This window comes from Streptomyces chengmaiensis, assembly GCF_029846775.1.
GTDB classification, from domain to species: Bacteria; Actinomycetota; Actinomycetes; order Streptomycetales; family Streptomycetaceae; genus Streptomyces; species Streptomyces chengmaiensis.
In genome coordinates this window covers 1-13873 of record NZ_JARWBG010000049.1, presented here as the reverse complement: position 1 = coordinate 13873, position 13873 = coordinate 1, and the positions used below count along the sequence as shown (strand labels likewise).

Genomic DNA, 13873 nt, shown 5'->3' with positions numbered 1-13873 from the left:
CCGGTAGCGTACGGAGGCATGAAGCTCACCATTCTCGGCGGCGGAGGTTTCCGGGTGCCCCTGGTCTACGGGGCGCTCCTCGGCGACCGCGGCGAGGGCCGGGTCACCAGGGTCACCCTGCACGATGTGGACGCCGACCGGGTCGCGGCGGTGGCGAGGGTCCTCGCCGAGCAGGCGGCCGGACACGCCGACGCGCCCGAGACAGCGGTCGCGCACGATCTCGACGAGGCGGTGCGGGGCGCGGACTTCGTCTTCTCGGCGATCCGGGTCGGCGGGCTCGCGGGCCGGGCGGCGGACGAGCGGATCGCGCTGGCCGAGGGGGTGCTGGGACAGGAGACCGTCGGCGCGGGCGGGATCGCCTATGGGCTGCGCACGGTGCCGGCCGCCATGCATATCGCGGGCCGGGTGGCCGCGCTCGCCCCGGACGCCTGGGTCATCAACTTCACCAATCCGGCAGGCCTGGTGACGGAGGCCATGTCACGGATCCTCGGGGAGCGGGTGATCGGCATCTGCGACTCGCCGGTGGGCCTGGGGCGGCGCGTAGCGCGTGTTCTCGGGGCCGATCCGGGCACGGCGTGGTTCGACTACGTGGGCCTCAACCATCTCGGCTGGCTGCGCGGACTGCGTGTCGGCGGCCGTGACGAGCTGCCGCGGCTGCTCGCCGACGAGAAGGCTCTGGAATCCTTCGAGGAGGGCCGGCTGTTCGGCCCTCAGTGGCTTCGGTCGCTCGGCGCGATCCCCAACGAGTACCTCCACTACTACTACTTCAACCGGGAGGCGGTGCGCGCCTACCAGGAGGCCGGGCGCACCCGCGGAGCGTTTCTGCTGGACCAGCAGTCCGGCTTCTACGAGCGGATGCGGCGGCCGGACACGCCCGCACTGGCCGCGTGGCGGGAGACGCTCGCCGAACGCGAGGCCACCTATATGGCAGCGAACCGGGCGGCCGCCGGGGCCGGGGAGCGCGCCGCGCAGGACCTGGAGTCCGGCGGCTACGAGAAGGTCGCGCTCGCGCTCATGCGGGCGATCGCGTGCGACGAGCGCAGCACGCTGATCCTCAATGTGCGCAACCGCGGGACGCTGTCCGAGCTCGACGACGACGCGGTGATCGAGGCGCCGTGCCTGGTGGACGCCAATGGCGCTCATCCGGTGGCGGTCGAGCCGCTGCCCTACCACGCGGCGGGGCTGGTGACCGCGGTGAAGGCGGTCGAGCGCGAGGTGCTCAACGCTGTGGCGGACCGTTCGCGGGCGAGCGCGGTGAAGGCGTTCGCGCTGCATCCGCTGGTCGACTCGGTGACGACCGCGCGCCGGCTCGTCGACGCCTACGCCGCGGGGCATCGCGAGCTCGCTCATCTGGCCGGAGGCGGCTGACCGGCCTCCGGCGATCTCACCCGGACGCAGCAGCGGAGTCCTTACGTACCTGTGACGGCCCGGCGCGCAACACCGACCTGGGGCGCTCGGACCCGTAGCGTCAGCGATATGCGTGTACTTGTCACAGGAGGCGCGGGCTTCATCGGCTCGCAGGCAGTGGCGGCTCTCGCGGCACGCGGGCACGATCCGGTCGTGCTCGACGCACTGCTCCCCTCCGCCCATCCCGAGCCCCCTCCGCCGCACCCCGACGCCGAGCTGATCCACGGGGACGTACGGGACCCGGCGACGGTCCTGCGGGCGCTGCGCGGTGTGGACGCCGTATGCCACCAGGCGGCCATGGTGGGTCTCGGCAGGGACTTCGCCGACGCGCCCGCATATGTCGGCTGCAACGACCTGGGCACGGCGGTGCTGCTGGCGGCGATGGCCGAGACGGGCGTGGCGGAGCTGGTGCTGGCGGGCTCGATGGTGATCTACGGCGAGGGCCGCTACGACTGCGCACGCTGCGGGCCGGTGCGGCCGGGGCCGCGGGCGGCAGCGGACCTCGACGCGGGGCGGTTCGAGCCGCGGTGCCAGGTGTGCGGGGCGGAGCTGACGCCCGGTCTGGTCACCGAGGACGCACCGGCCGACCCGCGCAATGTGTACGCGGCGACCAAGCTGTCCCAGGAGCATCTGGCGGCCGCGTGGGCCCGTGCGACGGGCGGCCGGGCGGTGGCACTGCGGTACCACAACGTGTACGGCCCCGGAATGCCCAGGGACACCCCGTACGCGGGCGTCGCCTCCTTCTTCCGGTCCGCGCTGGCCCGCGGCGAGGCCCCCCGGGTGTTCGAGGACGGGCGGCAGCGTCGGGACTTCGTCCATGTCCGGGATGTGGCGGAGGCCAACGCCACCGCCCTGGAGGCGCTGCACGGGCGCGAGCCGGGCGTGCTGACCCCGTACAACGCCGGCAGCGGCGCCCCGCACACCGTCGGCGAGATGGCGTCCGCGCTGGCGCGGGCGTACGGAGGGCCCGCGCCGGAGGTCACCGGCGAGTACCGGCTGGGCGATGTGCGGCACATCACCGCGGACTCGTCACGGCTCGCCGCCGACCTGGGCTGGAAGGCACGGGTCGGCTTCGCCGAGGGCATGGCGGAGTTCGCGGCGAGCGCCCTGCGCAGAGGAACGGAGACGTCGGAGTGACGGCGGATGTGGTGCTGCCCTGTCTGGACGAGGCGGAGGCTCTGCCGTGGGTGCTGGAGCGGATCCCGGCCGGCTGGCGGGCGATCGTGGTCGACAACGGTTCGACGGACGGCTCCGACCGGATCGCGCGCGAGCTCGGCGCGCGTGTGGTGTACGAGGGGCGGCGCGGCTTCGGAGCCGCGTGCCATGCGGGACTTCAGGCGGCCGACGCGGACGTCGTCTGCTTCTGCGACTGCGACGCCTCGCTGGATCCCGGCCTGCTGCGGGAGTTCGTCCGGCAGGTGGCGGACGGGGAGAGCGACCTGGTGCTCGGCCGGCGGCGACCGCGGGGACGGGGCGCCTGGCCGCTGCACGCCCGCGCCGGGAATCTGGCGCTCTCCCGGATGCTGCGCCGCCGCACCGGGCTGCGGCTGCACGACCTCGGTCCGCTGCGCGCCGCGCGCCGCAAGGATTTGCTGTCCCTGGAGCTGACCGACCGGCGCAGCGGCTACCCCCTCCAGATGGTGGTGCGCGCAGCCGACGCGGGCTGGCGGGTCGCGGAGCGGGATGTGCCGTATCTGCCGCGCGCGGGCAGGTCGAAGGTCACCGGGACCTGGCGCGGCACATGGCAGGCGGTGCACGACATGCGGGCGGTCCTGGCGGAGCCGGGAGGTGCGGTCCGGTGACGGGCGGTCAGACGGCGGGCGGCCAGGCGGCGAGCGGCCAGGCGGCGAGCGGCCAGACGGCGAGCGGCCAGACGGCGAGCGGCCAGACGGCGAGCGGCCAGACGGCGAGCGGCCAGACGGCGAGCGGCCAGGCAGCGAGCGGCCGGACGGCGGGCGGCCGGACGGCGGGCACCCTCCTGGTCATCGCCAAGGAGCCGGTGCCGGGGCGGGTGAAGACCCGGCTGACGGCGGAGTTCTCGCCGCGGGAGGCGGCGTGGCTGGCCGAGGCGGCCCTGGCCGACACCCTGGAGACCGTGCGCGCCACCCCGGCGGCGCGGCGGATCCTGGTCCTCGACGGGCGCCCCGGCGACTGGCTGCCCGGCGGCTTCGAGGTGGTGCCGCAGTGTCCGGGCGGCCTCGACACCCGGCTCGCGCACGCCTTCGGGCAGTGCGCGGGGCCCGCCCTGCTGGTCGGGATGGACACCCCGCAGATCACCTGCGCACTGCTCGCCGAGGGCCTTGAGACCACCGCCCGCGGCGCCTGCTTCGGCCCGGCCGCCGACGGCGGCTTCTGGGCGCTGGGCCTCGCCCGGCCGGCCCCGGAACTGCTGCTCGGGGTGCCGATGTCGACGACCGACACCGGGGCCGTACAGCGTGCACGGCTGGTGCGCGCCGGTCTCGCGGTGGGCGAGCTGCCCGTCCTGCGGGACGTCGACACGCCGCACGACGCCCGGACGGTGGCCGCCGAGGCCCCGTGGACGCGGTTCGCGGCGGCCCTTGCCGCGCTGTCGGGCACGCCCAGCGGGGTGCGATGACCGCGCCCGCCTGGCAGGCCGACCCGTACGCCGAAGCGCTGCGCACCGGCCGCGGGCCGCTGTATCTGCGGCGGGCCGACGGCTGGCTGCTGCCGCTGGAGGTGGAACGGTGGTGCGGGGCCCCGGACGCCGCGGACCTGACCGTGCTGCGCCGCTGCCGGGGCACGGTCCTCGACATCGGCTGCGGACCCGGGCGGCTGGTCGCCGCGCTCGCGGAGCTGGGCCGGCCGACGCTGGGCATCGACGTTTCCCCGGAGGCGGTGGAGCGCACGGTGCGTCTCGGCGGCAGCGCGCTCCGCCGGTCGGTCTTCGACCCTCTGCCGAGGGAGGGCAGTTGGGGCACCGCCCTCCTGATCGACGGCAACATCGGCATCGGCGGCGACCCTCGGGCCCTCCTCGAGCGGGTGGCCTCACTCCTCGCGCCCGACGGGGTGCTGCTCGCGGAGACGGCCGCCCAGGACGTGGACGAACGCGCCCAGGTCCACGTCTGCGACGGCGGCCGCGCCCAGGGCGCCGCGTTCCCCTGGGCCCGCGTGGGCGCCCCGGCACTGCTCCGCCACGCCCGTGAGGCGGGGTGGGCGACCCCGCCGGAACACCGGGTGGACCGGTGGGCGGTGGGCGGCCGGGCGTTCGTGGCGCTGCGACGGGCGTCCCGGACCGGGGTCCCTGTCCCCGGCCCCCCGCGCCGGAGGGAGCCGCAGGACTGACGCCCCGCTCCCCGGAAGGCGGCGGCTTCGCGCCGCGAGGGCCGGATCGTGATGATGGCGGCCATGGACCGGCACGGGGGAGCGGCCGCCCGGACCGCGACGCCGCCGCAACGCGCCGGGACGGCGCCCCGTCGCACGGGCAGTGGACGACGCTCCCGGGATGTGCCCTCGGACTGGCGCGCGGGGCCGGCCGGGCAGGGGGACACCGGTTCACCTGGCGGGGGCTCCGCCCCGGACCCTGCTCCTCAATCGCCGGAGGGGCCGAGAATCTCCAGCCCGTCCGGGGAAGGCGGTCGGGGGGGACGGACGACTCGGCCGAAGGACACACAGGGGGCTGGGGTCCTGCCGCGGCAGGCCACCGCCCGGCGCCGGGGCGGCGCCACCCGTCTGAGGGTGTGGGAGCCTGTCCCGCATGGAACGGGCGGGCGCGTGGGGAGCGCACCATGTTCACTGGTCGCGGTGGAGACGGGGAGTGCGGAGCCAGGAGGGGCGGCGGGGGACGCGGAGCCAGGAGGGGCGGCGGGGACGGCGGCCCCGCAGGGCGCGGGCCGTCAGGACAAGGGCCGTGACGACGGCGATCGCCGCCATGGCGAGCAGCCAGTTGCGGGGGTAGTCCAGCGGCAGCACCGACGGGTTGCGCCGGACCGGGGCCAGCATCGGCGGGAGCGCGATCGCCGTCAGCGCGGCCGCGACGATCAGCGCCCCGCGGACCAGCCCGCGCGCCGGGACGCTCGCCACGAGCAGCCCCACGGTCAGCACGAACGGCGCGATGAGGCCGTCGTGGAGCACGATCGCCCCGGCCAGCCACACCGCCACCTCCGACAGCTCGCCGCCGGTCCACAGCAGCCGCCCGCCGATCGCGATCAGCAGGACGCCGAACGCGCCCACGGCGTACCGCACCATCAGATGATCTCCATTCTGGCGACCCACTTGGTCTGCCATACGCCGGGCCGGTTGGGCGCGATGACACGGGCCGGGAAGCCGTGGTCCAGGGAGAGGACCTGGCCGTTGAGACGCAGGGCCAGCAGGGTCAGCGGGTCCTCCGTGTAGCCTCCGCCCATCTCCATCACCCGGTAGGCGCCGCGCCGCTCCATGGAGACGACCCGGACGAGCGAGTCGGGACGGCCTCCGGCGCGGGCGACCAGGTCGCGCATGCGGACGCCGCTCCAGGTGGCGTACTTGCTCCAGCCCTCCACACAGGCGATCGGCAGCCGCACGGTGTGCTGGGCCATGGCGGCGAGTTCGTCGAGGGTCAGCTCGTAGCTGTCGCGGCCCAGCACGGTCAGCCGGTATCCGGACAGGTCTCGGCCGACCATCCCGGCCTGGGCCGCGGAGCGGTTGACGGGCAGGCCCTGTTCCCCGTAGTCGGGGTCTCGCGGTGCGAAGAGGATGAGGCTCTTGAGCGGGGTGACGGTCTGGCCGACGGTGGTCACGGTGACCGCGCCGACCGCGGCCGACACGCCGATCAGCAGGGACCGCCGGTCCGGACCGTCCGCCGCCGGCAGCTCCAGCGTGCCGGGCGACTGCCGACTCCAGTGCGCCTTGATCTCCGGGTACTTGACGGCGATGTGCAGCACCAGCGAACCGAACACGACCCATGCGACCGCGAAGTGCACGGGCACGAACGAGAACGGCCAGGGGTACCACTGGATGATGTTCAGCAGCCCGGTGAGCAGCTGGAACACCGACGCCGCGACGAGCACCGCGATGGAGAGCCGCTCCAGCGCGTGCCGCACGGAGCTGACCGGCGGCCAGACGAACAGTCTCGGGTAGACGGTCCACAGCTTGGCGAACAGCAGGGGGATCGCGGCGATGCCGCTGGCGACGTGGATGCCCTGGGTGAGCCGGTAGCCCCATACGGGCCTGCTGGGCAGCACCCCGGCCAGCCAGTCGGGCGGCCGCTGCACATAGTGGCTGAGGAACCCGGTGAGGAAGCACAGGGCGATCAGCACGCCCAGCCAGCGGCCGATCACCGTGGCAGTGCGCGGATCGTGCAGCCGCCCTTTGAACTCCGGCAGCGGCGGCTTCGGCAAGCGCGGCTTCGGCAGGCGGGGCCTCGGCAGTTTCACCGAGGGGAGCCGCAACGACGGCATGCGCAGCGACGGCTTGGGCAGCCGGAAGCGCGGGGGCCAGGGGAGCCGTGGGGTCCTCATGTCCTCCACCATCCCCCCGGCGGGCCCCTCCCGGGGGGCGCGACACCTTACGGAATGCGGACGTCGCGTGCCGCGTCGCTCTCCCCGCCCGCCCCGGATGCCAGGCTGATGCCTGTGATCAATCCGCGTACCCTCGCCGCCGGAGGGCTGCTGGCGGCCCTGACCGCCGTCGTCGCCCTGACCGTGCGCAAGGACGGCTATGTCTCCGACCCCGTGGGGCTGGCCTGGTGGTATGCCGCCTGCTGGGCGCTGTTCGCCGTGGCCGTTTTCGCGGTGCGGAAGGTTCCGGCGCGTCAGGCGGCGGTGCTCATCGCGGCCGGGGGCGTCGCGGTCGCGGCGACCGGGCTGCTGGCTCCCCCGCGGACCAGCACGGACTCGTTCCGCTATGCGTGGGACGGCCGGGTGCAGGCCGCCGGGATCTCCCCGTACGATCATCCGCCCGCCGCGCCGGAGCTGGTGAAGCTGCGCGACGACTGGCTGTTCCCCGCCGGCGACGCCTGCGGGCTTCCGGAGCGGGTGCGGATTCCGGGGCCGAAGGGCGAACCGCACTGCACCCGGATGAACCGGCCGCAGGTTCACACGATCTATCCGCCGGTGGCGGAGGGCTACTTCCTGCTGGTGCACGGGCTGTCCCCGGACGGCTCCCGGCACAAGGGGCTCCAGATCGGCGGGGTCGCGCTGTCGGCCGGTGTGACGGCGGTCCTGCTGCTGGTCCTGCGGCGGCGCGGCGATCCCCGTCTCGCCGCGCTGTGGGCGTGGTGCCCGATCGTGCCGATCGAGGCGGTCAACAACGCCCATGTGGACGTCCTGGGGGTGCTGTTGGCGGTGGCCGGTCTGGCGCTGGTCGCACAGCGGCGACGCGGCGCGGGCGGGGCGCTGCTCGGCGCGGCGGTCGCGGCCAAGCTGATGCCGGCCGTGGTGCTGCCCGGCGCACTGGCGGGTGTGCGGCGGGTGCGTGACGCGGCCGCCGTGCTGGGGCCCGCCGCCGCGGTGACGGCGTTCGCCTATCTGCCGTATCTGCTGGTTTCGAACAGCTCCGTGCTGGGCTATCTCGGCGGCTATACGGAGGAAGAGGGGTATGACGACCCCTCGGCCCGTCAGCGGTACGCGCTGCTGCGTCTGGTGCTGCCGGACGACTGGGCTCTGCCCGCGCTGGTCGCAGGGGTGCTCGCGGTCGTGGCGCATGTGCTGCTGCGCGGGGACCCGGAGCGCCCGTGGAGCGGGGCCCTGGCGGTGACGGGTGCGGCCTTTCTGCTCGCCACCCCGGGCTACTCGTGGTACGCGCTGCTGCTGGCCGCCCTGGTGGCGCTGGACGGGCGCTGGGAGTGGCTGGCGGTGGCCGCCGCCGGGGCGGCGAAGTACGTCACGGGCAACTCGGATGCGGATGCGCAGGTGATGAGTGCCACGGCGTACGGGGTCGCGGCCGGGATCGTGCTCGCGGCAGGGGTGGCGCGCCGTGCGGGGCGGGCGCGTCGGCAGGCCCGTGCCGGGGGCGCGGCGGGCGACGGGGAACGGGCGGAGCTGTCGTCGGCGGGATCCACCGCCCGTTGAGCCGACGCCCGTTGAGCCGACGCCCGTTGAGCCGCCGCCCTGAACCATCGGGCGGCTGCGCCCTGCGGAGCCCGGCCGTCGAGCGGGGCACGCCTGCCCGGAGCCGGTACTGCCGGAGCCCGGCGCACACCCCGCGGTCCGACGCGCCAGGGACGCTCGGCCGTCGAACGCACCCGACCGCGGACCGCGGCGCGCAGAGCCCGTGCCCCGGGCAACGTGAGCGTGGCACGCATGACCGCGGCCGTACGGCAACCTCGGCGCGAGAGACGGCCGTCGAGCGGGCCCGGGATCGGCGTGCACGGCCGCCGCCCCCGACGGTCGGGGCAGTGCGGCGGACGCGTTCGTCGCGCCCGGGCGCGACGGGCCGTCACGCCCGGCGCCGCAGCGCGGGCGCGCGGCACCCCGCATGCTTCCGGACAGCGGCCCCGCACAGGCGACATCGGTGTCTTTACGGTCCGCTGAGCCCGGCTCTAGCCTCCGGGCCCATGACCTTACCCGGCATACGTCGCCGCCTGTCTGCTGGGCGGCGCCCCCTCGGCCGCCGTCGCCGATGTGAAAGACACGGCCGGTCCGGTGACCGAGTCCGCGACCGTCGTCCCCGTCCAGACCACGGGGCCCGCGGACAAGCGTTTCAATCTGGTCGTCCTCGGCGACGGCTACACCTCCGACGAGATGCCCGCCTTCCGCGCCGACGTCGACGAGCATCTCCATGTGCTGTGGTCCATGGAGCCGTTCGCCTCGTACCGGTCGTACATCAACGTGTGGGCGGTGGAGGTCCCCTCCCGCGAGTCCGGCGTCGACTGCGACCCGTCCCTGGACTCGCCGCGCCGCGACACGCCCCTGAACATGGGCTTCTGGGGCGGCTGCGATCCCGGGAGCGTGCAGCGGCTGCTGACGGTCGACCGCGGCCCGGCGGGTGAGCTCGCCGATCTCGTGCCGGGTGCGACCTCCGCCAACCGGCAGATCCTCGCGCTCGCGAACAGCGACACCTACGGGGGCGCGGGCGGCAGCTACGCCACCGCGTCCGGCGGCAACGCGCTCTCCGCACTGATCACCCCGCATGAGCTGGGGCACTCGCTCGGCAAGCTCCAGGACGAGTACGACTACTACCGGCGCGGGGTGCCCGGCGGCGGCTACCAGGGCGGCGAGCCGGGCTCGGCGCACCATACGCTGCTCACCGAGGAGCAGATGCGCGAGCGGCGCGCGAAATGGTGGCGCTGGCTGGGTGAGGAGAGCGAGGCCGGCGGGATCATCGGCCGTCATGAGGGCGGTCTCTACAGCACCGAAGGGGTGTGGCGGCCCAGCCGGCACTCGGCGATGAAGACGCTGGGCTATGCCTTCGACCAGGTCGAGCGCGAGGTGCTGACGCAGAGGATCTCCGCCAAGGTGGACCTCGTCCAGGACCATACGCCCAACGCGGCCCCGATCGGCGACGACCGCACGGTCTGGGTGGAGACCCTGCATCCGCTGGGCGGTGAACTGGACGTGGTGTGGCGGCTCGACCGGCGTCCGCTGCGTACGCAGGGGGCGCGCACGGTCGATCTGCGCCGGCTGCGGCTGTCTCCCGGCAGCCATACGCTGACCGCGACGGTGAGCGATCCGACGCCGTTCGTCCGCGACCCGGCGATCCGGCGCTCCGCCGCGCTGACCCGCACGGTCGTCTGGACGGTCGACACCTCGGTCGACACCCGTCCCGAGCCGGTGACGTCCGCGTTCACCGGCCACACGGACACGGCGACGCCGGTGGGCGCGTCGACCGTGGTGCATGCCGACACCACCCATCCGGTCGACCGGACGCTGTCGGTGCGCTGGGCCCTGGACGGCCGTCCGCTGGCCGACCGGGGCAACGACCGCGATCTGGATCTGGGCACGCTGCGGCTGCGGCCCGGCACACATCTGCTCACGGCCCGTGTCGCGGGCACCGCGGCGCAGCTCAGCTGGACGGTGGACGCCTCCCCGGCGCGGGCCTCGTACCGGGTTTCGGAGCCGCTGCGCACGGTGCACCGCCCGGGCCGGCCGGTGGAGTATGTGTACGACGGCCCGTTCACGATGGCGCTTTCGGCCCGGGACGACCGGGAGGGCGCGGTGGTGCGGGAGTTCCGGGTCGACGGCGACGGATGGCAGACGTACTACGGCTGGCCGACCGACTCGAACGCCCCGTACCGCTTCACTCCGAGCGGCACCGTCATCGACGGCCTGGTATTCGGCAAGCTCGGCAGGCATCGCGCGGTGCCGTGGGACGACGCCGCACCCGACTACGGCACCCACACGATCGAGTACCGGACGGTGGACGCCGCGGGCAATGTCTCAGAACCGGGGACCTTCCTCGTGACGCTGCTGCCGCCGCTGCCGTACGGCCCCAAGACGCCGTAGCCGCCGGGGGCCGGCGGGGCGGCGTCAGCCGAGGCTCGGGGTGAGCAGGAAGTCCGCCTGCCCCGCCTTCGCCCCCTCGATGAAAGCCGCGATCTCGGAGGAGGTGTAGATCAGCGCCGGACCGTCGGGGTCGGCGGACTGGCGTACGGCGACGCGGCCGTCCGCGAGCCTGAGCGCTTCGACGCAGTTGCCGCCGTTGCCTCCGCTCCACGGCTTCAACCAGCCCGCCTCGCCGAGTTCCGAGGCGGGCATGCCGTTGTATATGCCGTCCCGGTATATGCCGTCCCGCGCACCGTCGCGCTTCCCCTCGGCTTTGCCGTCCGTCACAGCTCACAGCTCCTTGCGGAGATCGCGGAGGATCTCCTTCGTACGTTGTGCAGTCGCGGCCTGGGCCGCCATGCGGTCCATGACCTCCAGATGGGAGGCGACCTCGGGGCGGGCGTCGAGATAGACGGCTCCGGTCAGATACTCGCTGTAGACCATGTCCGGCAGTTCGGGAATGGCGAACCGGAACAGGACGAACGGCCCATAGGTGCCCGGGTGGTGCCCGGATGCGAACTCCGCGATCTGCAGGGTGACATGGGGCAGCTGCGCCCCTTCCAGCAACCTGTCGATCTGGGCGCGCATCACGCCCGGCCCGCCGACCGGCCTGCGGAACACCGTCTCGTCCATGATCACCCAGAATCTGGGCGCATCGGGCCGGGTGAGCAGGGACTGGCGTTCCATGCGCAGGGCCACATGCCCCTCGATCTCTTCCGGATCGGTCTGGCCCAGGGCGCCGCTGCGCATGATGGCGCGCGCGTAGTCCTCGGTCTGCAACAGACCGGGAACGTAGTGCGGTTCATACGAACGAATGAGGCTGGCCGACCCCTCCAGACTGACGTACATGCTGAACCAGTTGGGCAGCACATCGTGGAACCGCTGCCACCAGCCGGGCTTGTTGGCCTCCTCCGCCAGCTCGACGAAGTGCCGGGCCTCCTCCTCGGGCACGCCGTACGCGCCCAGCAGCAGTTGCACATACGGGATCTTCAAGGCGACCTCGGCGGTCTCCATCCGCCGGATCGTGCCCGCCGCGACGCGCAGCACCTTCGCCGCGTCCTCGCGCCGGAGCCCTGCTCGTTCCCGCAGGTCCTGCAGGCGCTTGCCCAGGACCACCTGGCCGACGGTGGGGGCGGACCGCGGTTCGCTCACTTCGCGTCACCCACTTCGATCCCTCCCACGTGCTGTTGCGAGCAGTGTGCCACGGGCCCCGCGATAATGAATATGCCCACTCTGAAAAATTCAAAGTGGGCCTTGCCAAGGTGGGCGCGGGGACGGGAGAGTGGTCACGTGAACCGTGACGCGCTCACTGCCCAGCTCATGGACCCGTCCTCGGGAACCGACCACCACCGATTCGGCTTCGAGCTGCCCGCGCGCGTCGAATTCGTCGCCCGCGCCCGCACGCTGACCGGCGAACGCCTCGGCGGCTGGGGCATCGGCGGCGAAGTCCGCGACACCGCGCTGCTGATCGTCTCCGAGCTGGTGACCAACGCAGTCGTGCACACCGGCGGCGCACTTGTCGCCTGCGAACTCCTCATGCAGGCCGAGTACTTGCGCATCACCGTCCAGGACCAGGGCGTCGCTCCCACGGGTCCGCACGTCTGCCGGGTCTCGGACGAGGAGCGGGGCCGCGGGCTGCTGCTGGTCGAAACCGTCAGCAGCGCATGGGGCACGTATGCGGCGGGCACGGGAGCGGGCCGCGTCGTATGGGCCGAACTGCCCCGCGCGGCACGCCCGTGCTGAGGAATCTGGCGACGCTGCTGAGCCGCAGCCGCCGCGCCGCGGGACACCCTGCCGCAGGACACCGCGCCACGGCCCACCAGAGCGGTCCGCCCACGCTCCTCCAGTTGGAGCTCCCGCCCCGGCTCGACCCCACCCTCGGCTGCGACGCCGTCGGCTTTCCTGCGCGCTACGGCGCCCGGATGCTGGCCCGACTGCCGCGCGCGGGCTGTGTCTTCGCGGAAGGCCACTGGTGGTGGTGGATCGTTCCGGCCGGCTCCGACCTGGAGGTCGTCTGGCCCCTGCCCGCACACTACGCGCCGGGCGCCCGGGTGCCGGTCACCCGCCCGCGGCTCATCCACCGGCCCGACGAGACACACGACGGCGCGCACGGAGTCGCCACCCCCTACACACCGCCCATCCCCCTCTATGTGCTCGCCTGCCAGCTCACGGGCGCCACGCCGCTGTGGACGGCGGGTGCGGGCAGCGGACGCTGAGCCAGCCCCGGCGACTACTCTTCTGACCATGTCAGAAGCCAACACGAGCCCAGATGCGAGCGTGGCCGCGCGCCCGGACACCACCCTGGACGCAGCCGATGCGGGCCCAGACCCGGACGCAGCCCCGGAGGCGGGCCCCGAGGAGGGCGCGGAGCGGGAGGGCCTCACTCCGCGGCAGGCCCGCCGGGTACGGATAGTCCTCTCGGCGCTCATCATGCTCGCCGCGGCCGCGGTGCTGGCGCTGCGGCTCGGCAGCACCCATTCCATGCTCACCGTCGGCTTCTACGGCATGGCACTGATCCTCTCCGGCAGCGCGCTGGTACTGAGCAAACAGGGCCGTACGAGAGTGGCCACCGCGGTGCTCGGGCTCGGTGTGGCGGTGGCGCTCGCCGGGGAGTGGGCCGTCGCGTCGATGCGCTGACCCACCCCTGGACGGGCCGGTACGAGCACGTGCCAAGGCCCCCGCCGAGGGCGGGGGCCTTGGCACGTCCCGGTCGGGGGTGGCGGGGGTGTGGGTCAGTAGCGGTAGTGGTCGGGCTTGTAGGGGCCGTCGACGTCGACGCCGATGTACTCCGCCTGCTCCGGCCGCAGCGTCGTCAGCTTCACCCCGAGCGAGTCCAGATGCAGCCGGGCGACCTTCTCGTCCAGATGCTTGGGCAGCACATACACATCCGTCGGATACGCCTCGGGCCGGGTGAACAGCTCGATCTGCGCCAGAGTCTGGTCCGCGAAGGAGTTCGACATCACGAACGACGGGTGACCGGTGGCATTGCCCAGATTCAGCAGCCGGCCCTCCGACAGCACGATCAGCACCTTGCCGCCGGGGAAGGT

Annotated in this window: 15 protein-coding genes; 10 read left to right on the top strand and 5 right to left on the bottom strand. The window is 73.7% G+C overall.

Features of this window, described 5'->3' with window-relative positions; all coding sequences use genetic code 11:
- The first annotated feature begins 18 nt into the window (after positions 1–18).
- The 5 genes from QCN29_RS29395 (at position 19) to QCN29_RS29375 (ending at position 4710) form a co-directional block, all read left to right on the top strand.
- Positions 19–1368 carry a 6-phospho-beta-glucosidase gene (locus tag QCN29_RS29395; protein ID WP_279931971.1) on the top strand — a complete coding sequence of 450 codons (1350 nt, stop codon included), beginning with the start codon at positions 19–21 and terminating at the stop codon, positions 1366–1368.
- Between the two features lie 108 nt (positions 1369–1476).
- Positions 1477–2544, top strand: a complete 1068-nt coding sequence (locus QCN29_RS29390) for an NAD-dependent epimerase/dehydratase family protein (protein ID WP_279931970.1) — start codon at positions 1477–1479, stop codon at positions 2542–2544.
- On the top strand, positions 2541–3209 hold the full coding sequence (locus QCN29_RS29385) for a glycosyltransferase family 2 protein (RefSeq protein ID WP_279931969.1): 669 nt from the start codon (positions 2541–2543) through the stop codon (positions 3207–3209). The genes QCN29_RS29390 and QCN29_RS29385 overlap by 4 nt, the downstream gene beginning before the upstream one ends.
- 176 nt (positions 3210–3385) lie before the next feature.
- Positions 3386–4003: a TIGR04282 family arsenosugar biosynthesis glycosyltransferase gene (locus QCN29_RS29380; protein WP_279932011.1), complete on the top strand. Its 618-nt coding sequence runs from the start codon at positions 3386–3388 to the stop codon at positions 4001–4003.
- Entirely contained in the window at positions 4000–4710 is a 711-nt protein-coding gene (locus QCN29_RS29375; RefSeq protein ID WP_279931968.1) for a class I SAM-dependent methyltransferase, read from the top strand. Before QCN29_RS29380 ends, QCN29_RS29375 begins: the two co-directional genes overlap by 4 nt.
- 447 nt (positions 4711–5157) lie before the next feature.
- Here QCN29_RS29375 and QCN29_RS29370 read toward each other — a convergent pair whose 3' ends face one another.
- A complete protein-coding gene (locus QCN29_RS29370; protein WP_279931967.1) occupies positions 5158–5613 on the bottom strand; it encodes a hypothetical protein in 456 nt (151 codons plus the stop codon).
- A complete protein-coding gene (locus tag QCN29_RS29365) occupies positions 5613–6863 on the bottom strand; it encodes a molybdopterin-dependent oxidoreductase (protein ID WP_279931966.1) in 1251 nt (416 codons plus the stop codon). The genes QCN29_RS29370 and QCN29_RS29365 overlap by 1 nt, the downstream gene beginning before the upstream one ends.
- Positions 6864–6971: 108 nt before the next feature.
- Here QCN29_RS29365 and QCN29_RS29360 point away from each other — a divergent pair, with 108 nt between their 5' ends.
- Positions 6972–8414, top strand: coding sequence for a glycosyltransferase family 87 protein (locus QCN29_RS29360; RefSeq protein ID WP_279932010.1), 1443 nt, complete (start codon positions 6972–6974; stop codon positions 8412–8414).
- Between the two features lie 573 nt (positions 8415–8987).
- A complete protein-coding gene (locus QCN29_RS29355) occupies positions 8988–10787 on the top strand; it encodes a M64 family metallopeptidase (RefSeq protein ID WP_279931964.1) in 1800 nt (599 codons plus the stop codon).
- Between the two features lie 24 nt (positions 10788–10811).
- Here QCN29_RS29355 and QCN29_RS29350 read toward each other — a convergent pair whose 3' ends face one another.
- Positions 10812–11039: a DUF397 domain-containing protein gene (locus QCN29_RS29350; protein WP_279932008.1), complete on the bottom strand. Its 228-nt coding sequence runs from the start codon at positions 11037–11039 to the stop codon at positions 10812–10814.
- A gap of 78 nt (positions 11040–11117) precedes the next feature.
- Positions 11118–11978: a helix-turn-helix domain-containing protein gene (locus tag QCN29_RS29345; protein WP_240137187.1), complete on the bottom strand. Its 861-nt coding sequence runs from the start codon at positions 11976–11978 to the stop codon at positions 11118–11120.
- A gap of 168 nt (positions 11979–12146) precedes the next feature.
- On the opposite strand from QCN29_RS29345, the gene QCN29_RS29340 reads away from it, so the two are divergent.
- The 3 genes from QCN29_RS29340 to QCN29_RS29330 are packed head-to-tail and all read left to right on the top strand — an operon-like array spanning position 12147 to position 13463.
- Positions 12147–12569, top strand: a complete 423-nt coding sequence (locus QCN29_RS29340) for an ATP-binding protein (RefSeq protein ID WP_279932007.1) — start codon at positions 12147–12149, stop codon at positions 12567–12569.
- Positions 12533–13042: a hypothetical protein gene (locus QCN29_RS29335; protein ID WP_279931963.1), complete on the top strand. Its 510-nt coding sequence runs from the start codon at positions 12533–12535 to the stop codon at positions 13040–13042. Before QCN29_RS29340 ends, QCN29_RS29335 begins: the two co-directional genes overlap by 37 nt.
- A gap of 28 nt (positions 13043–13070) precedes the next feature.
- Complete coding sequence (locus tag QCN29_RS29330) at positions 13071–13463, top strand: hypothetical protein (protein ID WP_240137189.1); 393 nt, start codon at positions 13071–13073, stop codon at positions 13461–13463.
- A 95-nt stretch (positions 13464–13558) separates the two neighbouring features.
- Here the strand turns inward: QCN29_RS29330 and QCN29_RS29325 are convergent.
- Positions 13559–13873: adenosylhomocysteinase (locus tag QCN29_RS29325; RefSeq protein WP_279931962.1), on the bottom strand; the 315-nt coding region annotated here is incomplete at its 5' end.